This is a genomic window from Ruegeria sp. AI2, assembly GCF_056541275.1.
On the sequence record NZ_JBQFYB010000016.1, the window covers coordinates 1 to 21,916 of the forward strand.

Below are 21,916 nucleotides of genomic sequence, written 5' to 3' on the forward strand. Positions count from 1 at the left end.
CGCCGAACAGGGAAACCTCGACCAACTCATGCAGAAAAACGGACCCTTCAAAAACCTCTTCGACCAACAGTTCAATAAACACAAACAAAAACAAAAAGTCGCAGAATAACCGGGGAGGCAAGAACTGAGCGCAAAGCTCTTTTCAGGCCAAAAACCTCCTGATTGCCACGTGCCGCTGAACAGAGGGCTTCCACGCTTCACGTAATATGCGCATGTTTGACGCGCATATCGTGTGATGGTAAAATGGCGCAGATCTGAGGGTAATCAAATGAATGCTCCATCTCGTAAACCGACAAATCTATCACTGGATGGCGATATGCTGTCTGAGGCGCGGGATCTGAAGATCAATCTTTCCCGCGCAGCCGAAGACGGCATTCGGGCCGCAGTCGCCAGCGCAAAAGCTGAACGCTGGAAAGCCGAAAACAAGGCCGCACTTGAGAGTTCCAACGCGTATGTCGAGCGTAATGGCTTACCGTTGGACACCTACAGACAGTTCTGATGCCAAAATACGATGTGTTCCCCAACCCGTCAGGTGACGGGTATCTTTTGGACATCCAGAGCGATCTGCTGAGCGGGTTGAACACACGCGTCGTCGTGCCCCTGCTTCCCGAAGCGACCGCGCCGATCCCGGCCACCCGGCTCAATCCCGTTTTTGATATCCAGGGCAAACCGTTTGTAATGGCAACCCAATTCATGGCTGCTGTTCCGGTGGGCATCCTAAAATCGCCGGTCGACAACCTTGATGATCACTTTGCGCAGATCACCGCCGGCATCGACATGCTAATGCAGGGATTCTGACAAGCTTCTGGCCCTTGGAGAACCAAGAGCCAGGAACAAGTTTGACAATGAAGATCAGTCGTACAGCACTGCCGCGATCTTCGGATCGTCGATGTTGGATGCGTCGTAATAGTAGAACCCGGTATCAATCAGGGCAGGAACTTCTTCGCCCTTCATCGCGGCCACAGCAGCCTTGACGGTTTCATACCCGATGCCCACGGGATTCTGAGTGATTGCACCGGCCATCAGCCCGCTTTTGATCGCATCTTTCTGGGCCTTGCCACTGTCATATCCGATGATGACTAGCCCCTCGGTCCCCAGTTCCTGCACCCCGTTCACCACACCGATGGCCGAGCCTTCGTTGGTGCCGAAGATGCCATTCAGATCGGGGTTCGCCGTCAGGATCGCTTTGGTCACCTCGGTCGATTTCAGGTGGTCACCCTGACCGTATTGAACCGTGACAACTTCGATATCCGGGTATTTTTCGGCAATGCGATTGACGAAGCCGTCGCGCCGGTCGATGCCTGTGCGGCTGGTCTGGTCATGTGCAACAACGGCCACTTTGCCTTTGCCGCCAATCATCTCGGCCATCTTGTCCGCAGCCAGCGCAGCCGCGGCCTGATTGTCTGTTGTTGCTGTAGAAACCGGAATGTCGCTGTCAACGCCACTGTCAAAGGCAATGATCGGAATGCCCTTTTCATCAGCTTGCTTCAACAGTGGAATAGCGGCCTGGCTGTCCAGAGCGGCAAAACCGATGGCCTTGGGGTTATTGGCCAAGGCCGCCGCCAGCATGTCGATCTGACGATCCACCATGGTTTCGTTGTCCGGGCCTTCAAAGGTGATCGTGACACCGTATTCCTCGGCGGCCTGTTCCGCACCGGACTTTACCGCCTGCCAGAACTGGTGCTGAAACCCTTTGGACACCAGCGGAATATATATGTCTTCCGCTGATGACATAGTTGCAGGTATCGAAAGGCTGGCCGCACTCAGGGCCCCCAAAATGAAACGACGTGTTAGCATGTCTTCTCCTCCAGTTGGTCTTCGTTTCTGATTTTTGTGACTGTTCAACCTGTCTTCCTGCGCCGCGCCATATCGGCATAAACGGCCAGAATGATGATCGCGCCGGTGACAACGGTCTGCCATTCCTGCGCGACGGACAGCACCCGCAAACCATTGGTCAGAACTGCCATGATCAGGGCACCGATCAGGGTTCCAAGGATTGTACCACGCCCACCGGACAGGGACGTGCCCCCGATCACGACGGCAGCGATGGCTTCCAGCTCGTAGCCAAGCCCCAGCGCGGGCTGCGCCGAATTCAGTCGCGACGCGATCAGAATTCCACCGATACCGCAGATCCCACCTGCCAGAGCGTAAATGCGCATCTTCCAAAGATCGGTATTCACCCCCGATAGGCGCACCGCCTCTTCGTTTGATCCCAGCGCAAAGGTGTATCTGCCCAGAACCGTGCGCCCCAGAATGTACGAAGCTGCAATGGCAACAAGGAAAAGGATCAGCACGCCATTGGGGATCGGCAATGCGGGAAAAACCTCTCCGATCAGCGACCCGCGCGAAATCTGGTCAAAGCCCGGCGTGTCGTTGAAGTAGATGGGCCGCGTGCCGGATATCACCAGCGACAACCCTTTTAGGATCAGCATCATACCCAGCGTGGCAATGAAGGGCGGGATTTTCATCTTGGCGACAAAGGTGCCCGAGCACAGCCCGCAGAACGCACCCGCCGCAATCGCTGCCGTAACCCCCAACAACAGTGGCATTCCGAGATAGGTCAGCACGACACCGGCGATAACGGCACAGAACGTCATCAGAGTTCCCACGGAGAGGTCGATCCCGCCAGTTATGATGACCAGTGTTGCAGCAACCGCCAGCACCCCATTGACCGATGTCGCCTGCAAGATGGCGATCATGTTCGAAGTTTGCATGAAGTTCGGCGACGCGATTGAAAACCCGATCAGCAAGGCAATCAAGCTGGCGAAGGCCAGCAGCTTTTGGTAGGCGCCGCTTTCCGAGAGCCCCGCCAGTGGGCTTTTCTTTTCGATTTCCGTTGCTGAGGTCATTACGTTGTTCCTGTTATCTGCATCGCCGCCGCCCGCTGCGTCGCCAGATGCATGATGTCTTCCTGAGTGGTGGCTTTGCCGCCCGGCAAAATGCCGGTCAGTCGGCCTTCGCACATCACGGCAATGCGATGGCTTAGGCGCATGATCTCGGGCAGTTCCGACGAAATCACGATGATCGTCTTGCCTTGACCGGCCAGTTCTTCCAGCAGCTTGTAGATTTCAGATTTTGCGCCCACGTCGATACCGCGCGTGGGCTCATCGAAAATCAGGATATCGCAATCCCGCAGCAGCCATTTGGCAATGACAACTTTCTGCTGATTGCCGCCGGACAAAAGACGCACCTCCTGCGTGTCCGAAGGCGTGCGAATGCCCAGCTGCGTGATGTAACCCTTGGCCGTCGTGCTGATTTCACCATCGTTCAGAACACCGACACGTCCGGTGAACATATCCATCGACGCCAGTGCAACATTGTCGCGAACGCTCATCCCGGTGGCCAGGCCGAAATGCTTGCGATCCTCGGAAAGATAGCCAATGCCCGCCTTGACGGCATCGGATGGCGTGCGGATCGAGACCACCTGCCCATGCACCCGGATTTCTCCGCTATCCTTCGGATCTGCCCCGAAGATTGCCCGCGCAACTTCGGTACGTCCGGCACCCATCAACCCGGCAAAGCCCAATATCTCACCCTTCAGCACCGAGAAGCTGACATCGCGGATATCGTGACCCCGACACAGCCCGGTCACTTCCAGCGAAACTTCCGCATCGCTCAGATCGGGGGGAACCAGCGGCTCTTCCTTGACTTCGCGACCTACCATCATCGCGATAATCTGGCTGATCGGCGTTGCTGCCGCGTCAACGGTGCCAACGTACTCTCCGTCGCGCATCACCGTAACCCGGTCAGCAATCTGCTTCAGCTCATCCATTTTGTGGCTGATATAGACAATGCCCACGCCTTCAGCCTTCAGACGGCGGATGATCACGAACAGCTCGGCAATTTCAGCATCGTTCAGGGCCGCGGTCGGTTCATCCATGATCAGAACCCTGGACCGGTAAGAAAGGGCCTTGGCGATCTCGACCATCTGTTGTTTCGCAATGGTCAGACTGCCGACCTGCGCCTTGGGGTCGAGGTTTAGGTTCATGGATGCGAAAATCTCGGCCGTCTGTACATTCAACGCAGCATCGTTCAGTCGGCCAAACCGTTTACGAGGTTCGCGGCCGATAAAAATATTCTGTGCCACCGTCAGATCATTCATCAGGCTCAGTTCCTGATGGATGATGCCGATACCCAAAGCCTGCGCCTCGCGTGGCGTGGTTGGGTTTGCATCACGCCCTTCGATTTGCAATGTGCCACCGTCGCGCTGATAAATCCCCGAGAGGATTTTCATCAGCGTGCTTTTGCCCGCGCCGTTCTCGCCCATCAGCGCGTGAACTTCGCCGGGCACCAGATCGAACTGCACTGATTTCAGCGCATGGACTCCGGGAAAATGTTTCTCGATCCCCGACATGTCGACCAGTTTTGTCATTTATCCTCCCAAACACCCCTCTCCCCAAGGGGTGGTGCCGCCTACATCACCGCGCCGATTTGCCAGGGCACAAACTCGACCCCACCAAAGCCAAGTTCTTCGCTTTTTGTTTGTTCGCCCGATGCGACGCGGATCAGCATTTCGAACAGCTCTTCGCCTTTTGCCTCAATGCTCACACCGTCTGTGACGATATCCCCACAGTTCAGATCCATGTCTTCCGACATCCGGGCATACATTTCGGAGTTGGTAGCCAGCTTGATGCAGGGTGTTGGCTGATATCCCGAAACCGAGCCCCGCCCGGTGGTGAACACGATCAGGTTCGCGCCTGACGCTACCTGCCCCGTGACCGAGCATGGATCAAAACCGGGGCTGTCCATGAAAACAAAGCCGGCTTTGTCGATTTTCTCGCCGAACTTGTAAACACCGCGCAAGGGCGCGGTGCCGCCTTTGGCGACGGCGCCAAGCGATTTCTCAAGAATGGTCGTCAACCCGCCGCGCTTGTTGCCGGGGCTTGGGTTGTTGTTCATCTCGCCGCCGTTGCGGTGAGTATATCCCTCCCACCAGCGAATGCGTTCGATCAGCTTTTCGCCGACCTCAACGGTCTCGGCCCGCCGGGTCAAAAGGTGTTCCGCGCCATAGATTTCCGAGGTTTCGGACAGGATCGTCGTACCGCCATGCCGCACCAACAGATCCGACGCATAGCCCAAAGCAGGATTGGCGGTGATCCCGGAATAGCCATCTGACCCGCCGCATTGCATTCCAACCGTTATCGCACTGATCGGCGCAGGTTTGCGTTCGGCCTTGTTCGCGAGGTCGGCAATCCCGCGCAGCTCGTTCAATCCACGTTCAATGGTACGGCGTGTGCCGCCCTCACTCTGAATGGTCATGTAACGCAGCACGCCATCAGGACGGATCGGACGACCCCCAACCAGATCGGCCACCTGCATCACTTCGCACCCCAAACCGATCAGCAGGATACCGGCGAAATTCGGGTGCTGGGCATACCCAGCCAATGTCCGAAACAGTGTGGCGTAGCCTTCATCTTTGCCCGACATGCCGCATCCAGTGCCATGAACGATCGGGACGATACCGTCCACATTCGGGTACGCGTCCAATAAGCCCCGTTTCTCGGCGGCTTCGGCGATGAACCGCGCCACGGAGCCTGAGCAATTCACCGTTGTCAAAATGCCGATGTAGTTGCGCGTGCCTACCTTGCCATCGGCGCGGTGGAAGCCCTGGAAGATACGGTCGCCTGAAATCTCGGGCAGCGGCGCGTTCGCGCTTGCATATGCGTAGTCCTGCTGATGCGCCCCCATACCCAGATTATGGACATGAACATGCTCGCCCGCGGCGATATCCGCTTTGGCCTGACCTATGATCTGTCCATAGCGGATCACATTCTCACCCGCCGCAATCGGGGCGGTGGCAATCTTGTGCCCGCGTGCGATGTCCGTGGGAAGCCGTATCGATATCCCATCCGGTTGCGCGTCGGCCTTCAGGTCGCGCAACGCGATGATCACGTTGTCATCCGGGTTCAGCCGGATTGTGTCACGAGCCGGGCCTCCCGGGGTTTTGATCTCTGAAACTGGGTGCATGGATTCCCCGCTTGTTCGCCACAGAGCTACGGGGATAATCCACTCTTGTCAACTAACATGTTAGTATGATAGTTCAGATTCATGAACGACCCATACGACATTGACGCCACCCGCCTGCCCGACATTTCAACATTTGAGGGATCGCTTGCGCAGAGGGTTTACCAATCCATCAAACAGGCGATCCTGGCACTGGATTTCCCACCCGGTGCCAATCTGAGAAAGGCACCGATCTGCACGCGCCTGGGTGTATCCCGCGCACCTGTCGCGGACGCCATCACCAGGCTTGCCGCAGAAGGGCTGGTGGATGTGGTGCCGCAATCGGGTACACGCGTGTCCTATTTCTCGATGGATGAGATCCGCGAAGGCGCCTTTCTGCGAGAGGCCCTGGAGCTGGCAACAGTGGCCAAGGTTGCGCGTGACCTGACCGATTATCAGCGCAAAAAGCTGAGCCGCAACGTGCGCCTGCAAGAGCTGTTGATCGAAGATGACGACATTGCCGGGTTCTATCACGCGGATGAGGAATTCCACGCCCTGTTGATGGCGTTCACCGGAATGCTGCGCCTGCCGGATGTAGCGCAGACGGTGTCGCTACAGGTCAGCCGCGCGCGTATGTTGCTGTTGCCGACACCCGGCCGCATCGCGGAAACACTGGCCGAACACCGGGCGATATTCGATGCCATCTGCGCTCATGACGAACGTGCAGCACAAGACGCCATGCGCCATCACCTTGGGCAACTGATGCCTCGGATCGAACGGCTACAACAGGAAAGACCGCAGCTGTTCAATTTACCCCCCCAAAACACCCGAGAGGCAGGATGACCGTTTCGCAAACCGCCCTTCTGAACAACAGGACGTCCCGGCCTGTACCGCTGACCCGCATGGGGTTTGGCGGGGCGCCTTTGGGCAATCTTTATCGCAAGGTCTCGGATGCTGATGCGCAGGCTGCGTTGCAATCCGCTTTTGACGCAGGCATCCGGTTCTTCGACACCGCGCCGCAATACGGGTTGGGGCGGTCCGAGTATCGCTTTGGCGAAGCGATCAGGCGGTTTGGGCGTGAGAACATTCAGCTATCGACCAAAATCGGCCGCCTGCTGCTGGATTGCGAACCACATGAGGTGACGCCTGAAGCGTTTGTGGACGTCCCGCAGAAACGCATTGTGTTCGACTATACCTATGACGGCGTCATGCGGTCATATGAGGCAAGCCGGGACCGGATAGGTGTTGCCAATGCGGACATTCTTCTGGTGCATGACGTCTGCGCTTTCAGTCAGGGCAGTCAGGAAATGTCAGACGCCAAAGTACGTGAGTTGTTCGATGGCGGCGGGTACAAGGCGCTGGTTGAACTGCGCGATGCAGGTGAGATCGCTGCGATTGGCGCGGGTGTGAACGAATGGCAGGTTTGCGAAAAACTGCTGGGTCTTGGCGATTTCGACGGGTTCCTGCTGGCAGGTCGGTATACGCTTTTGGAGCAGCAAGCTTTGGACAGTTTTCTGCCACTTTGCGAGAAACGCGATGTGGGCATCATTCTGGGCGGGCCGTATAACTCAGGTATCCTCGCCACCGGAGCGGTGCCTGGGGCCAAGTATAACTACTCCGATGCGCCTGAGGATGTTCTTGAACGGGTGCGCAGGATCGAAACTGTCTGTGCGGCCCATGACACACCGTTGATCGCAGCCGCGCTGCAATTTGTTTTGGGACATCCCGCCGTGAAAACGGTTGTTCCGGGCGCTGTCAATGCGGCCGAGGTTCAAGCCAATGTCGCCCTGCTGGAGCGGACTATCCCCGCCCAGCTTTGGTCAGACCTGCGTACCGAAGGCCTGATCCGGCCAAATGCCCCCTTGCCCAAGGAACCTGTCAATGCTGCGTAACCTCGACCCGCTGTTGTCTCCTGAGTTGCTGTACGCCCTGCGCGCCATGGGCCATGGCGATGACATCGTTATTGCGGACGCCAATTTCCCAGGCTCCAGCCTTGGGCCTGACTGCATCCGTGCGGATGGTTCAACGGCAAGTGATCTGCTTGGCGCTGTGTTGTCTGTCATGCCGCTGGATACATTCGTGCCCGACCCCGTGCTGACCATGCAGGTTGTCGGTGATCCCGAAGCCGTGCCCGAGGCCGTCGCGGATTTCCAGAAGATCATCGACGCGCAGGCTGACAACCCCGCGCAAATTCAGGGTCTGGACCGGTTCGACTTCTACCAACGCGCGGCATCCGCATTTGCCATCATTCAGACCGGCGAGCGCAGGCTGTACGGCAACATCATCCTGAAGAAAGGCGTGATCGCATGAAGATCGACGCCCATCAGCATTTTTGGGCACTGGCGCGTGGTGACTATGGGTGGCTGACACCGGATTTGGGCCAGATTTACCGGGACTTCGGGCCAGATGATCTTGCGCCGTTGTTGCAAGCACAGGGCATCGACGGGACAATTCTGGTTCAGGCAGCGCCGACCGTTGCCGAAACGAAGTACCTGTTGTCACTGACGGACAAGACACCTTTTATCAAAGGTGTGGTTGGCTGGGTCAATTTTGACACTCCGGATGCGAGCGCGCAAATCGCCAAGCTTGCCGCTCATCCCGCTTTGGTTGGTCTGCGGCCAATGATACAGGATATCGCTGATCCGAACTGGATGCTCGGCGCAGCCCTGAGACCTGCCTTTGAGGCCACCCAATCTAACGATCTGACTTTCGATGCCCTCACCCTGCCCCGCCACCTGGGGCCGCTGCGTCAACTTCTGACACAGCACCCGGACATGCGGGTTGTGATTGACCATGGCTCGAAACCTCTGATCCGGGAGGGTGTACTTGACGGGTGGGCCGAAGACATGGCCGCCATCGCGCGGGACACTAACGCGTTCTGCAAACTGTCCGGTCTTGTCACCGAAGCTGCGCCTGACTGGACGGTTCGGGACCTGTACCCCTATGTGGATCACCTACTGAACACGTTCGGGCCATCGCGGTTGATCTGGGGCAGCGACTGGCCGGTCTGCACATTGGCCAGCAGCTATGAACGATGGATAGATGCAACCGACGAACTGCTAAGCGCACTTTCCTCCAATGACCGTGCGGCCATCCTCGGAGGGAATGCGGCAAAGGCTTATCACATCAGGATTTGACGGTGCCGCACCGAACCCCAAACACGCACTGCTTTGCGCCCGCTGAACCTGCCCAATCTTTTCCCTGAGGCGCGAACAACAAGGCAGTTATCCCCAACACACCACCCGGCTTCGGGAAAATCATGAGGACCAGAATGACATCGCATCAGCCTTCTGACCGACTAAAAGGCAAAACCGCATTCATCAGCGCCGCTGGGCAGGGCATCGGACGTGCCACGGCCGAACTGTTCGCTGCCGAAGGCGCGCATGTCTTTGCCAGCGACATCAACGAAACCACTTTGGCCGGGCTTTCGGAGATCAACGGGATTTCTCCAATCCATCTCGACGTGACAGACGCGCATGCCGTGAAACGTGCCGTGGCTGAATTGCCACCGCTCGATATCCTGTTCAATTGCGCGGGTTACGTGGCAAACGGGACCATTCTTGAATGCGAAGAGGACGACTGGGATTTCAGTTTCGATCTTAATGTGAAGGCCATGTATCGCCTGATCCGTCTGACCCTGCCCGCGATGTTGAACAACGGCGGGGGGTCGATCATCAATATGTCCTCGGTCGCCTCGTCGATGAAAGGCGTTCCGAACCGGTTTGTATATTGCGCATCAAAGGCTGCCGTAATTGGCCTGACCAAGTCGATCGCCGCCGATTTTGTCACGCAGGGCATCCGGTGCAATGCAATCTGCCCCGGCACCGTCGACAGCCCCAGCCTGCACGAGCGTTTGAGGGCGACGGGCGATTACGAAAAGGCGATGACAGATTTCATCGCCCGCCAGCCGATGGGGCGCATTGGGACCGCGGACGAGATTGCCGAACTGGCGCTCTACCTTGCGAGTGAAAGCAGCGCATTTACCACAGGTCAGCCCTTTGCCATTGATGGCGGATGGGCGATATAATCTGAAAGGGATCACAATATGAAACTACTGCGGTTTGGCGCCTTGGGTGCAGAAAAGCCCGGGTTGCTGCACGACGATGGCACAATTCGCGACCTGTCAGGCGTCATCGACGATATTTCGGGCGATGTTCTCAACGACGAAGGGTTGGCGCGGCTGCGCGCGCTGGATCCACAGGATTTGCCGATGGTTGAAGGCAACACCCGTTTAGGGGCGTGTGTCGGCCAAGTGGGCAAGTTCATTTGCATCGGCCTGAACTATGCCGACCACGCGGCAGAAAGCGGTATGGAATTGCCGCAGGAACCTGTGATCTTTTTCAAGGCGACATCGGCCATTATCGGGCCGAACGACACGGTGGAAATCCCGCGCGGGTCCGTCAAGACCGACTGGGAGGTCGAATTGGGCGTGGTGATCGGCAAGGAAGCGAAATACATCTCCGAGGCCGAAGCGATGGATCACGTCGCGGGCTATTGTGTGGTCAATGACCTGTCGGAACGTGATTTTCAGCTTCACCGCTCGGGGCAGTGGGTCAAGGGCAAGTCGGCAGACACATTCGGCCCCATCGGTCCATGGCTGGTGACGCGGGACGAGGTTGCAGACCCTCAGAACCTGCCGATGTATCTTGAGGTCAACGGCCACCGTTATCAGGACGGCTCGACCCGGACGATGCACTTCGGGGTGGCAACTGTGATCTCACACCTGTCGCAATTCATGTCCCTGCAACCGGGTGATGTGATCTCGACCGGAACTCCGCCGGGTGTGGGCATGGGGCAAAACCCGCAAGTCTATCTGAAACCCGGCGATACGATGGAGCTGGGCATCGAAGGCCTGGGTGTTCAAAAACAGAATGTGATCGCGGGATAATCGGGCACTATCAGATGTCTGCCCGAACACAATATCAGGCGAGGTTTCCCTCGCCTGATAATTTTTGACTTAGGCTACCAGATCGAACCGGTCGTTGGTCATAATCTTGGTCCAGGCCGCCACGAAGTCGCGCACGAACTTCTGGGCATTATCGTCCTGAGCATAGACCTCGGCGTAGCCACGCAGGATCGAGTTCGAGCCGAAGACCAGATCCGCGCTGGTTGCGGTGAACCTGACCTCACCCGAGGCGCGATCACGCAGTTCATATGTGCCGCCGTCAACCGGGTGCCAGCTGAGCGACATATCCGTCAGGTTGACGAAGAAGTCGGTGGTCAACTGACCCACGCGATCCGTGAAGACCCCATGCGCCGAGCCGCCATGATTGGCGCCCAGCACACGCAGGCCACCCACCAGAACCGTCATTTCCGCAGCGGTCAGACCCAGCAGTTGCGCGCGGTCCAGCATCATCGCCTCGGGTGATACCGCGTATTCCTTCAGCTGCCAGTTTCTAAACCCGTCCGCCAACGGCTCCAGCACCGAGAAGCTATCGGCATCGGTCTGCTCATCCGTTGCGTCGCCGCGACCGGCCGAGAACGGAACCGTCACGTCAAAGCCTGCGGCTTTGATCGACTGTTCCAGACCGACGTTACCCGCCAGAACGATCACGTCGGCGATCGAGGCCCCGGTTTCCGCTGCAATCGGCTCCAGCACGCCCAGCACTTTTGCCAGACGCTCGGGCTCGTTCCCTGCCCAGTCTTTCTGTGGTGCCAGACGGATACGCGCACCGTTTGCGCCGCCGCGTTTGTCCGAGCCACGGAAGGTACGGGCACTGTCCCACGCGGTGGTGATCATCTCGACCGCGGTCAGACCACTGTCGGCGATCTTTGCTTTGACGGCATCGACGTCATACCCGGTCGAACCGACAGGGATCGGGTCCTGCCAGATCAGCTCTTCTGACGGGACGTCTGGGCCATAGTAGTTGACACGTGGCCCCATATCGCGGTGGGTCAGCTTGAACCACGCGCGGGCAAAAGTGTCAGCAAAGTAATCCGGGTCAGCCATGAACTTCTGACAGATAGCGTTGTAAATAGGATCGATCTTCATTGCCATGTCCGCATCGGTCATGACCGGCATACGCCGAACCGAAGGGTCGGTCGGGTCGACCGGCTTTTCCTCTTCCGGCATGTCGATGGGCTGCCACTGTTGTGCACCCGCGGGCGATTTACCCAATTCCCACTCATAGCCGAACAGGTAATCGAAAAAGCCCATATCGAATTTGGTCGGGTTTTTCGTCCACGCACCCTCGATACCAGAAGTGAACGCGTTGGTTGCCTTGCCGTTTTGATCGGGGTTGTCCCATCCCAGACCCTGACCGGAGACCGGGCAGGCTTCGGGTTCGGCGCCGATATGATCGCCCGCCATCGCGCCATGCGCTTTGCCGACCGTGTGACCACCACAGGTCAACGCGGCGGTCTCTTCGTCATTCATCGCCATGCGGGCAAAGGTTTCGCGGATGTGCAGCGCAGTTCTTGCTGGATCCGGGTTGCCGTTCACACCTTCTGGGTTCACATAGATCAGGCCCATATGCACCGCGCCCAGCGGGTTTTCCAGCGTTCCGGGTGTTTCCAGATCGCCATAGCGGTTCTCGGACGGGGCCAACCACTGGTTTTCCGACCCCCAATAGACGTCTTTTTCCGGGCCCCAGATATCTTCGCGGCCAAAGCCAAAGCCAAAGGTCTTCAGACCCATGGATTCGTAGGCAACCGTTCCCGACAAAACAATCAGGTCTGCCCAGGACAGCGCGTTGCCGTATTTCTTTTTCACCGGCCAGAGCAGACGGCGCGCTTTATCAAGGCTGGCATTGTCCGGCCACGAGTTCAGCGGTGCAAAACGGATGTTGCCCGAACCTGCGCCGCCGCGACCATCCCCCAGGCGGTACGACCCGGCAGAGTGCCACGCCAGACGGATCATCAGGCCGCCATAGTGGCCCCAATCGGCTGGCCACCAGTCCTGACTGTCGGTCAGCAACGCTTCGACGTCAGCACGAACAGCATTGAAATCCAGCCCTTTGACCGCTTCGCGGTGGTTGTAATCCGCGTCCATCGGGTTGGTGCGGGTGTCGTGCTGGCTCAGAATGTCCAGGTTCAGCGCATCCGGCCACCATTTGGTGACAGAGTTGCCTGTGCCCGTGTTCCCGCCATGCAAGACTGGGCAGCCGCCGGATTGATGATTGTGGGGATTGCCGTCCATTGAAAATCTCCTGAGTATTTACTGAGGGGTTCAGATGTCTTGACTCGTACCCCACAGTTTCGATAATTGGAAATTTGTAATTACTATCATTGTGATTAGTTTTTTCTATGAAGTCACTCACGCTTAAACACCTGCGCTACTTTGAAGCGCTTGCCACCTACCGCCATTTTGGCAAAGCCGCGGCGGCCAGCGCGATTTCGCAACCCGCGCTTTCCATACAAATCAAAGAGCTGGAGGCCATCATGGGTGGCCCCTTGGTCGAACGCGCAGCGCGCGAGACGCGCCTGACCGCGCTTGGCGAAGATGTCCTAAAACATGGCCGCGAAATCCTGACGCGGGTCGAAGATTTGGGGAATCTTGTGCAATCTTCCGCTGGTCCCTTGTCGGGTCGCATCAGAATCGGGGTCATCCCCACCGTCGCGCCTTACTTGCTGCCATCAATCATCAAGGCACTGTCGCAACGATTCCCACAGCTGACGATCGAGCCCAAAGAGACCATCACCCAAACCCTGATCGGCGAAATTTTGGACTCAAGACTGGATTTTGCCGTTGTCGCTTTGCCGGTATCGGAGCCCAGCCTTCGAGAATTTTCGTTGTTTAACGAAGACTTTCTGCTGGTTCGCCCGGCCCGGGACGCCGGGTTGCCAATGCCAAGTTCGTCACAGCTCAGAACGATGCGGCTGTTGTTGCTGGAAGAAGGGCACTGCTTCAGAGATCAGGCGCTTTCCTTCTGTTCGATCCGCAATATCGAACCGCAGCACATTATGGAGGGCAGTTCTCTGTCCACACTGGTGCAGATGGTCGGGGCGGGCATCGGTGTAACGCTGATACCGGAAATGGCCGTGGGACTGGAAACCCGGTCTGCCGATGTGTCCATCGCCCGCTTTCAGGACACCCCACCAACCCGAACCATCGGCCTGATCTGGCGAAAGACCAACCCGCTGGGCGAAAACCTTCTGAAAATCGGTGCAATTATTCGCAAAACCGCAGAAGAAAACGCGGGAGGCATGGGGCAAATGAAACCGGAACCAAACGGCTGATCACAATCCGCTTTGGTGATTTGCGCGGCAATTACCCGGAAAACACATCATAAGCCTTCAACGCTTTGGCGCTGTAAGCATAAGACGGCCCGCCGCCCATATAGGCCGCCATCGCCAATGCCTCGCACATCTCGTCTCGGGTTGCACCCAGCCGGACAAGGGAACGCACGTGAAACCCTATGCAGCTGTCGCAGCGGGTCGCAATGGCGATGCCAAGGGCCATAAATTCCTTGGTTTTCTCACTTAGTGCGCCATTGGTCTTGGCGGCCTTGCCCATGATGCCAAAGCCGCGCACGGTTTCGGGCACTTCCTTTGAAAAGGTTCCGATATTGGCCTCGGTCTCGGCCATGAAAGCTTTCCAGTCCATATCCATTCTCCTTATCCGCGCTCGTCCGCGCCCATACGACGCTCCAGCCAGCGCACACCCGCACTGATGATCAGAACCAGGATCAGGTATTCAAAGATCAACAGGGTATAGATTTCCAACGGGCGGTATTCCGTAACCACCAGCTCATTCGCGCGGCGGGTCAGTTCCTGCATCCCGATGACGCTGGCGAATGCACTCATCTTTACGATGTAGATGAACTGGTTTGCCAAGGGCGGCAGAATGCGCCGGATTGCCTGCGGCAGGATCACGTAGCGCATGGTCTGCACATAGTTCAGCCCGATGGTCTGCGCCGCTTCGCTTTGACCGCGCGCAATGGATTGAATGCCTGCGCGGTAAATTTCCGCAGTGAAGGCGCTGTCGGAAATCGCCAGGGTGATGATTGCACCCCAGAACGGGTCAATTGGTACGTTCATGCCCATCGACTTGAACACGATGGGCAAGCCGTAAAAGACCCAAAACAGCATCGGCAGCAAGGGAATGGCCCGAATGAATTCAACGTAAACACGGTTGACCAGCCGCCAGCCACGTTTTTCGGACAATCCCGGCAGGGCCACCAGCAATCCGATGACGATCGACAGCACGGCGGCGATCAGTGAAATCTGAATCGTTGCACCCATCCCCGAGATCAGGAATTTCACATTGATCCACCCCGATGCTGTAGTCGGGTCGATCACATACCAGCCCCAGGTCTGGGATGAAGAACAGCCTGCCAGCAGCAAAGGTACGATTAGTAGAAGTTTTTTCATCTGCCCCTCTCAGTGCTGCAGTATCTGAGACAGGAATTTGCGACAGCGGTCAGACTGAGGGTTGGTAAAGAAATGCTCCGGCTTGCCTTCTTCGACAATCTCACCGGCATCCATGAAGATCATCTTGTCGGCAACTTTGCGGGCAAATCCCATCTCGTGGGTCACGACCACCATGGTCATGCCCTCATTCGCCAGCTCAACCATAACTTCCAACACTTCCGAGATCATCTCGGGGTCCAGAGCCGACGTGGGTTCATCGAACAACAGCACGCGCGGTTCCATGCATAAGGATCGCGCGATGGCCACGCGTTGCTGCTGACCGCCAGACAACTGCATGGGCTTTTTGTCCGCCTGATCGGGGATATGTACCCGATCCAGATAGTGGCGCGCTTTTTCTTCAGCCTCTTTGCGGCCAAGACCGCGCGCCTTGATCGGACCCAACGTCAGGTTTTCCAAAACGGTCAGATGCGGAAACAAGTTGAATTGCTGGAACACCATTCCGACCTCGGACCGTATGGTTGCCGCAGACTTAGCGTCATCCGTCAACTCGACCCCATCCACCCGAATAGTGCCTTTCTGGTGTTTTTCCAACCGATTGATACATCGAACGATCGTCGATTTTCCTGATCCAGAAGGCCCACAGATCACCACCTTTTCACCGCTGTTGACCGTCAAATTGATGTCCTTGAGAACGTGAAACGTGTCGAACCACTTGTTCACGTCCACAAGTTCGATTGCGGCGTCTGGCATAAGATGAACGGCCTCCGTTTTAGTCCCAGTATAATATTTTCTTGAGGTTATCTTTCCCTTTGCGCTTAAATCAATGAACAATACGGCCACAAGCTCGAAACATAACCAACAGGAGACGTTTATGAACACCTTTTTGAAAGTCGCGGCTGCGGCCGTGCTTGGACTTGCAATGTCAGGTGCCGCGCAGGCGCAATCTGCGCTGAACGAAGTGCTGGATTCCGGCGTGCTCAAAGTTGGGACCACAGGTGACTGGAACCCGATGACTCTGCGCGACCCGGCAACAAACAGTTACAAAGGTTACGACATCGACATCATGAATGCATTGGCCGCTGATCTGGGGGTTGAGGTCGAATATGTGCCAACCGATTGGAAAACTCTGGTGAATGGCGTGGTCGCGGGTAAGTACCACCTGACCGGGTCGGCATCAATTTCACCACCGCGGATGAAAGTTGCGGGTTTTTCCGACAGCTATATTTCTGTGGAACTCTACCCCTACACCACCAAGGACAAGGCCGACAAATTCGACGGCTATGACTCGATCAACCAGGCTGATGTGAAGGTCGCCACGACTTTGGGCACCACGTTTGAAAAACGGGTCCGCGAATGGTTCCCGAACGCCGAGATCAAAGTGGTTGAGGCCCCGGCCCGCGGTTTTCAGGAAGTAATCGCCGGTCGTGCTGACGTGTTCATCACTTCGAACATCGAGGGCTCGACACTAGAGGAGAAGTTTCCTGTTATCCGCGTGAAAAACGCCGGCGCCCGTTCACCCTCGCCGATTGCAATGATTCTGCCACAAGGCGATCAGATCTGGATCAACTATGTGAACAACTGGATCGAGGTTAAAAAAGCAGAAGGCTTTTTTGAAGCAAACCGCGAGAAATGGGGGCTCTGACGCCTTCAAGGACGTGCGGACTTCCTGACGCCCGGTCCTATGGCCCGGGCGTTTTCGTCTGCCATCTGGTTCTTCAGAAAAGAGGGTGCAGACACGCGACCTGATGGGTTTCGTCATCCAGTTCAGGCAATGTTTGCCTGCACTGGTCCGTCGCAAGCCAGCATCGTTGCGCAAAAGCGCACCCTTTCGGGATATTCATCGGTGACGGCAATTCGCCTTCCAGCTTGATCCGCTCTTTCCGGGCATCCGGGTCGGCACGGGGCGTCGTGGACAGCAACGCCTTGGAGTACGGATGTCGGGGTGCCGCGAACAGCTGCTCTTTCGGGCCTTTTTCAACCGCGCGCCCCAAATACATGACAATCACGTCATCGGCGAAATGCCGGACAACCGACAAGTCATGTGAAATGAACAGGTAGGCCAGGTTCAGCCGTTCCTGAAGATCGACCAGCAGGTTCAGGATCTGCGATTGAATCGAAACATCCAGCGCCGAAACAGGTTCATCCAGAACCAGCACCTTGGGATCCAGCATAAGCGCCCGCGCAATGGCGATCCGCTGGCGCTGCCCACCCGAGAACATATGCGGATAGCGGTCATAATGTTCCGGGCGCAGGCCCACCATCTCGATCATCTTGCGAGCGTGCTTTTCGCGATCGGCGGCCGTCATCTGAGGCCGGTTTATGATCAGCGGTTCCTGCAGGATCTGGCCGATGCGCTGACGCGGATTCAACGAGCTGTAGGGGTCTTGAAAGACGATCTGTACCGTCTCTCGCATCTTGCTCCATTGCGAAGGGGTAATATCGACCCCGTTGATCGTCAGGCTGCCCGAGGTTGGTTCTTCGATCATTGTGATCAGTCTGGCCAGCGTAGACTTGCCACAGCCTGACTCTCCGACAATGGCCAGTGTTTTTCCTGGCAGCAGGTCGAAATCCACCCCCGACAGTGCCTTTACGGTTGCGGGTTTGGACAGCAACCCACCTTTGACCGTATAAAACCGGGCCAGGTCTTTGGCCTGAACGATAGGTGTGGTCATACCAGCTCTCCGGCGGCAATCTTTTCAACATGGTGACAGCGCGCCTTGCCAAATGCCTCGGCATGAGGGGTCGGCGGGGTTTGGGCGCAGGTCGCATCGGCAAAGCGGCACCGTGGGCTGAAAAGGCATCCTTTTGGACGGTCGAATTGCCCCGGGACAACACCCGGAATCGTCGGCAGAATCTTGGACGTCGCCCGCTCCGGCAAAGCACTTAGCAGGGCCGTGGTATAGGGATGGCGGGGGGTTCGGAACAAATCCCTGACAGGCTGTTCTTCGACCTTTTGCCCAGCATATTGCACCTGAACCCGCTCGGCGGTTTCCGCAACGACACCCATGTCATGGGTGATCAGAACAAGACCCATGTCATGCTCATCACGCAACCGGATCAACAGGTCCAGAATCTGCGCCTGAATGGTCACGTCCAGCGCGGTGGTCGGTTCATCTGCAATCAGCAGCTTGGGCTTGCAGGCAATGGCCATCGCGATCACAACCCGTTGGTTCATGCCCCCTGACATTTGATGCGGAAAGGTATTCAGACGGCTTTCAGGCGCGGGAATGCCAACCTGATCGAACAATTCGACCGCACGCTCATGACGCTCTTTTCGGTTCAGGCCAAGGTGGATGCGCAATGCCTCTTTGATCTGGAACCCGACAGTAAAACAGGGGTTCAGCGAGGACATCGGTTCCTGAAAGATCATCGCCATGTCCTTGCCAATGATCTTGCGCCGTTCGCGGGCCGAGATACCGGACAGGTCACGGCCCTCAAAGCTCATCTCATCGGCGGTGATCGTGGCGGTCCAGGGCAGCAGGCCCATCAGTGCCAGCATCGACACGGACTTGCCCGAACCGCTTTCGCCAACGATGGCCAGCAACTCGCCTTTGTCGACCGACAGATCGACACCGTCCACGGCGCGAAAACTGCCGGAAGATGTGGCGAACTCGACAGTCAGATTACGGATCTGCAAAAGGCTCATGCGATCAGCTCCGCTTCAGTTTCGGGTCCAGCGCATCGCGCAACCCGTCGCCCATCAGGTTGATGGCAAGTACGGTGACCAGGATTGCGAGACCGGGGAAGGTTACAACCCACCATGCGCGCAGGATGAACTCGCGCGCTTCAGCCAGCATGGTGCCCCATTCCGGCGTGGGGGGCTGCGCGCCCATGCCCAGAAACCCAAGGGCCGCCGCGTCCAGAATGGCAGTCGAAAAAGACAGGGCCGCCTGCACGATGATCGGTGCCAGGCAATTGGGCAATACCGTGATGAACATCAGCCGCGACTTGCCAGCACCGGCCACACGGGCCGAGGTCACATAGTCTTTCTGCCGTTCCGCCAGAACCGACGCGCGGGTCAGGCGCACGTAATGCGGCTGGAACACGATGGCGATGGCGATCATCGCGTTGGTCAGTGATGGGCCCAGAATAGCGACCAGAACAAGGGCAAGCAGCAGAGACGGGAAAGCCAGGACGATGTCCATCACCCGCATGATCAATGTATCAACCCATTTGGGCGCAAACCCCGACAGAAGTCCGACCATTACGCCGCCCGTCACGGCAACACAGACCACAACGATCCCCACAAAGAAGGAATAGCGTGACCCCATGATCAGCCGCGACAGCATATCCCTGCCCAATGGATCGGTACCCAACGGGAAGGCCCAGCTTCCACCTTCCTGCCAGGCAGGGGGTTGCAGGATATGGTCCCGGAACTGTTCGGTCGGATCATAGGGGGCCAGCAATGGGGCAAAGGCCGCACAGAACACAAATCCTGCAAAGACCCACAACCCAATCACGGCACCCCGATTTTCGCTGAAATAGTACCAGAACTCTCGCAGTGCGCTGGGACGATTTTCGGCTATTGGCTGAGTCGAAGAAAACTCGGTCATCATCGTCTCCGGATTTTGGGGTTGATGATGCCGTACAGGACATCGACCAGCAGGTTTACCAACATCACGATCACCGCGATCATCAGCAAACCCCCTTGCACCACCGGGTAATCCCTGCGGAAAATACTATCGACCATCCACTTGCCGATGCCCGGCCAGCTGAAGATGGTTTCAGTAAGAATTGCCCCCGCCAGCAATGTACCAACCGACAACCCGATCACCGTGACAACCGGTATCAGCGCGTTACGTAGCGCATGCAGCCCGTTTACCCGGGTCGGCGACAACCCTTTGGCGCGTGCGGTGCGGATATAATCCTCACCCAGTACCTCTAGCATCGCCGACCGGGTCTGACGCGCGATCACGGCCAGCGGAATAGTGCCCAGCACAATCGTAGGAAGGACCAGATGACGAACGGCCGACCCGAATGCGCCTTCCTGCCCGGACAATAGACTGTCGATCAGCATAAAACCGGTGACACTTGGGAAGTAATAAAGCAGGTCGATCCGGCCGGACACCGGTGTCCAGCCAAGATTGCCCGAGAACACGATAATCAGCAGCAGCGCCCACCAGAAGATCGGCATCGAGTATCCGACCAATGCCGAGGACATCAGTGCCCTGTCAAAAAACTTCCCCCGGTTCACCGCCGCAATCACTCCGGCAGGCAGACCCAATGCAATGGCGAAGATCATGGCGCAGAGCGAAAGTTCCATTGTCGCGGGGAACAGCGAAAAGAACTCCTCCCAGACCGGTTTTTTGGTGACAAAGCTTTCGCCAAGATCGCCCTGCAATACCCCGGCAAGGTATTCCCAGTATTGCTGCAACACCGGTTTGTCGAAACCCAGCTTTTCTACCATTTCCTGATAGCGTTCTTCAGTCATGCCTCGCTCGCCGGCCATGACGATGATCGGATCACCCGGCAGCACCCGGATGAACATGAATGAGATCAACGTCACGCCCAGAAAAGTCGGGACGAACAGGCCAATGCGGGTGAGTAAGTAACCAAACATCAGCGACCTATGATTGTAAGCTCTTTGGAGAAATGGGTCAGCGACCGGCAACCATCCGCAGTGACAAGCACGTCATCTTCGATGCGAACGCCAAAACTTTCGAGCGCGTAGAGACCTGGTTCATTCGTCCAGACCATGCCCGGCAGAATTTTCTGGTGGTTTCCGCGCATGATATAAGGCGCCTCGTGCACATCCCGGCCAAGCCCGTGACCCGTTTTGGTACGTATACGATCCGCAAATGGCGAGGCCTCGAGCACGCTGATGACCGCATCGTCGATGTCATGGGCCGTTGCACCCGGGCGGCAGGCATCGAACCCGGCTTTGTTGGCGCGCAGAACGGTATCGTAGACTTCCCTACCCTCGTCCGATACGTCTTGAACAAAGAAGGTTCGCGTGATGTCAGCGGCAAAACCATCTTTGCAGGCGCCGAAATCGAACAGTAACGCGTCGCCTGCCCTGATCTGGTAGTCGCTGCGCGCTTTCCCATGCGGCCGTGCAGAATTGTCGGCAGCCGCCACGATGGGCGAAAACGCCAGAGACTCGGCTCCTTCTGCAAACAGTGCCTGTATCAGGGCCTGCTCGACCTGTTTTTCAGTCTGGCCGACACGCACATCTGCAATCACACGACCCAGAGCACGTTCCGAGATATCGATGGCCGCCTGCATCGCAGCAATGTCTTCATCGGTTTTGATAATGCGCAGGCCCGAGATTTCGCGTTCACCGTCAACGATCCGCAAGTCCGGCATAGCACGTGTAAAAGCCGCAGAGACAAAAACCCGCATCACCTGACCTTCCACCGCAAGCGAGCGGATCGGCATATGTGCGGCCAAAACAGTAAACGCATCGTCATAACCGGTCTGATCGCGCCAATCGAAAACAGCGCCCTCGAAACCGACAAGATCCCATGACGCCAGTTCCAGATTGGGCACAATCGCCGCGGCCTGTCCCTCGGCTGGGACAACAACCACGAAGGGCCGTTCGTGGCTCATGAAAGCTTGTCCCAAAGCGCGAGTGAAGTTTGGGCCAGGTACAAGAGCCAATGCGTCGACTGACAGGTCCCGTGCCAGTTGACGATATTCGGACAGATCCGGCATTCAGGCC

Annotated in this window: 23 protein-coding genes; 10 read left to right on the plus strand and 13 right to left on the minus strand. The window is 57.2% G+C overall.

Features of this window, described 5'->3' with window-relative positions; genetic code table 11:
- Window positions 1-268: 268 nt before the first annotated feature.
- Together ACR0LL_RS18650 and ACR0LL_RS18655 are read left to right on the plus strand one after the other, a co-directional pair.
- Window positions 269-499 (plus strand): type II toxin-antitoxin system CcdA family antitoxin, encoded by a 231-nt coding sequence (locus tag ACR0LL_RS18650; protein WP_209599023.1) that lies wholly within the window; start codon window positions 269-271, stop codon window positions 497-499.
- Window positions 499-798 carry a CcdB family protein gene (locus tag ACR0LL_RS18655; protein WP_209599024.1) on the plus strand — a complete coding sequence of 100 codons (300 nt, stop codon included), beginning with the start codon at window positions 499-501 and terminating at the stop codon, window positions 796-798. Before ACR0LL_RS18650 ends, ACR0LL_RS18655 begins: the two co-directional genes overlap by 1 nt.
- A 54-nt stretch (window positions 799-852) precedes the next feature.
- Here the strand turns inward: ACR0LL_RS18655 and ACR0LL_RS18660 are convergent, their stop codons facing one another.
- From ACR0LL_RS18660 to ACR0LL_RS18675, 4 genes are read right to left on the minus strand one after another with little or no spacing between them, the layout of a single operon-like run.
- Window positions 853-1,797: an ABC transporter substrate-binding protein gene (locus ACR0LL_RS18660; protein WP_209506853.1), complete on the minus strand. Its 945-nt coding sequence runs from the start codon at window positions 1,795-1,797 to the stop codon at window positions 853-855.
- 44 nt (window positions 1,798-1,841) lie between these two features.
- A complete protein-coding gene (locus tag ACR0LL_RS18665; protein ID WP_480588693.1) occupies window positions 1,842-2,849 on the minus strand; it encodes an ABC transporter permease in 1,008 nt (335 codons plus the stop codon).
- Entirely contained in the window at window positions 2,849-4,372 is a 1,524-nt protein-coding gene (locus ACR0LL_RS18670; RefSeq protein WP_480588694.1) for a sugar ABC transporter ATP-binding protein, read from the minus strand. Before ACR0LL_RS18670 ends, ACR0LL_RS18665 begins: the two co-directional genes overlap by 1 nt.
- 41 nt (window positions 4,373-4,413) lie before the next feature.
- Window positions 4,414-5,967: a UxaA family hydrolase gene (locus tag ACR0LL_RS18675; RefSeq protein ID WP_480588695.1), complete on the minus strand. Its 1,554-nt coding sequence runs from the start codon at window positions 5,965-5,967 to the stop codon at window positions 4,414-4,416.
- An 81-nt stretch (window positions 5,968-6,048) separates the two neighbouring features.
- On the opposite strand from ACR0LL_RS18675, the gene ACR0LL_RS18680 reads away from it, so the two are divergent.
- The 6 genes from ACR0LL_RS18680 (at window position 6,049) to ACR0LL_RS18705 (ending at window position 10,831) form a co-directional block, all read left to right on the plus strand.
- Entirely contained in the window at window positions 6,049-6,786 is a 738-nt protein-coding gene (locus tag ACR0LL_RS18680; RefSeq protein ID WP_480588696.1) for a GntR family transcriptional regulator, read from the plus strand.
- Window positions 6,783-7,835, plus strand: coding sequence for an aldo/keto reductase (locus tag ACR0LL_RS18685; RefSeq protein ID WP_480588697.1), 1,053 nt, complete (start codon window positions 6,783-6,785; stop codon window positions 7,833-7,835). Before ACR0LL_RS18680 ends, ACR0LL_RS18685 begins: the two co-directional genes overlap by 4 nt.
- A complete protein-coding gene (locus tag ACR0LL_RS18690; RefSeq protein ID WP_480588698.1) occupies window positions 7,825-8,253 on the plus strand; it encodes an RbsD/FucU family protein in 429 nt (142 codons plus the stop codon). Before ACR0LL_RS18685 ends, ACR0LL_RS18690 begins: the two co-directional genes overlap by 11 nt.
- Window positions 8,250-9,080: an amidohydrolase family protein gene (locus tag ACR0LL_RS18695; protein WP_480588699.1), complete on the plus strand. Its 831-nt coding sequence runs from the start codon at window positions 8,250-8,252 to the stop codon at window positions 9,078-9,080. Before ACR0LL_RS18690 ends, ACR0LL_RS18695 begins: the two co-directional genes overlap by 4 nt.
- Before the next feature lie 134 nt (window positions 9,081-9,214).
- On the plus strand, window positions 9,215-9,970 hold the full coding sequence (locus ACR0LL_RS18700) for an SDR family oxidoreductase (RefSeq protein ID WP_480588700.1): 756 nt from the start codon (window positions 9,215-9,217) through the stop codon (window positions 9,968-9,970).
- A gap of 18 nt (window positions 9,971-9,988) precedes the next feature.
- On the plus strand, window positions 9,989-10,831 hold the full coding sequence (locus ACR0LL_RS18705; RefSeq protein ID WP_480588701.1) for a fumarylacetoacetate hydrolase family protein: 843 nt from the start codon (window positions 9,989-9,991) through the stop codon (window positions 10,829-10,831).
- A gap of 69 nt (window positions 10,832-10,900) precedes the next feature.
- Here the strand turns inward: ACR0LL_RS18705 and katG are convergent, their stop codons facing one another.
- Complete coding sequence (gene katG / locus ACR0LL_RS18710) at window positions 10,901-13,081, minus strand: catalase/peroxidase HPI (protein ID WP_480588702.1); 2,181 nt, start codon at window positions 13,079-13,081, stop codon at window positions 10,901-10,903.
- 107 nt (window positions 13,082-13,188) lie between these two features.
- On the opposite strand from katG, the gene ACR0LL_RS18715 reads away from it, so the two are divergent.
- Window positions 13,189-14,121 (plus strand): hydrogen peroxide-inducible genes activator, encoded by a 933-nt coding sequence (locus ACR0LL_RS18715; protein WP_480588703.1) that lies wholly within the window; start codon window positions 13,189-13,191, stop codon window positions 14,119-14,121.
- A 31-nt stretch (window positions 14,122-14,152) separates the two neighbouring features.
- On the opposite strand, the gene ACR0LL_RS18720 is transcribed toward ACR0LL_RS18715, so the two are convergent.
- From ACR0LL_RS18720 to ACR0LL_RS18730, 3 genes are read right to left on the minus strand one after another with little or no spacing between them, the layout of a single operon-like run.
- On the minus strand, window positions 14,153-14,488 hold the full coding sequence (locus ACR0LL_RS18720; protein WP_480588704.1) for a carboxymuconolactone decarboxylase family protein: 336 nt from the start codon (window positions 14,486-14,488) through the stop codon (window positions 14,153-14,155).
- An 11-nt stretch (window positions 14,489-14,499) separates the two neighbouring features.
- On the minus strand, window positions 14,500-15,255 hold the full coding sequence (locus ACR0LL_RS18725; RefSeq protein WP_267365874.1) for an amino acid ABC transporter permease: 756 nt from the start codon (window positions 15,253-15,255) through the stop codon (window positions 14,500-14,502).
- 9 nt (window positions 15,256-15,264) lie between these two features.
- On the minus strand, window positions 15,265-16,005 hold the full coding sequence (locus ACR0LL_RS18730; RefSeq protein WP_480588705.1) for an amino acid ABC transporter ATP-binding protein: 741 nt from the start codon (window positions 16,003-16,005) through the stop codon (window positions 15,265-15,267).
- Between the two features lie 121 nt (window positions 16,006-16,126).
- Between ACR0LL_RS18730 and ACR0LL_RS18735 the strand changes: the two genes are divergently transcribed.
- Complete coding sequence (locus tag ACR0LL_RS18735) at window positions 16,127-16,897, plus strand: transporter substrate-binding domain-containing protein (RefSeq protein WP_480588706.1); 771 nt, start codon at window positions 16,127-16,129, stop codon at window positions 16,895-16,897.
- Between the two features lie 73 nt (window positions 16,898-16,970).
- Here the strand turns inward: ACR0LL_RS18735 and ACR0LL_RS18740 are convergent, their stop codons facing one another.
- From ACR0LL_RS18740 to ACR0LL_RS18760, 5 genes are read right to left on the minus strand one after another with little or no spacing between them, the layout of a single operon-like run.
- Window positions 16,971-17,927 carry a dipeptide ABC transporter ATP-binding protein gene (locus tag ACR0LL_RS18740; protein ID WP_480508274.1) on the minus strand — a complete coding sequence of 319 codons (957 nt, stop codon included), beginning with the start codon at window positions 17,925-17,927 and terminating at the stop codon, window positions 16,971-16,973.
- Complete coding sequence (locus tag ACR0LL_RS18745) at window positions 17,924-18,901, minus strand: ABC transporter ATP-binding protein (protein WP_480484647.1); 978 nt, start codon at window positions 18,899-18,901, stop codon at window positions 17,924-17,926. Before ACR0LL_RS18745 ends, ACR0LL_RS18740 begins: the two co-directional genes overlap by 4 nt.
- Window positions 18,902-18,905: 4 nt before the next feature.
- The gene (locus ACR0LL_RS18750) at window positions 18,906-19,808 is read right to left on the minus strand and encodes an ABC transporter permease subunit (protein ID WP_480588707.1); all 903 of its coding nucleotides are present in this window, start codon (window positions 19,806-19,808) and stop codon (window positions 18,906-18,908) included.
- On the minus strand, window positions 19,808-20,815 hold the full coding sequence (locus ACR0LL_RS18755) for an ABC transporter permease subunit (RefSeq protein ID WP_480588708.1): 1,008 nt from the start codon (window positions 20,813-20,815) through the stop codon (window positions 19,808-19,810). The genes ACR0LL_RS18750 and ACR0LL_RS18755 overlap by 1 nt, the downstream gene beginning before the upstream one ends.
- Window positions 20,815-21,909, minus strand: coding sequence for a M24 family metallopeptidase (locus ACR0LL_RS18760; RefSeq protein ID WP_480588709.1), 1,095 nt, complete (start codon window positions 21,907-21,909; stop codon window positions 20,815-20,817). Before ACR0LL_RS18760 ends, ACR0LL_RS18755 begins: the two co-directional genes overlap by 1 nt.
- Window positions 21,910-21,916 lie beyond the last annotated feature (7 nt).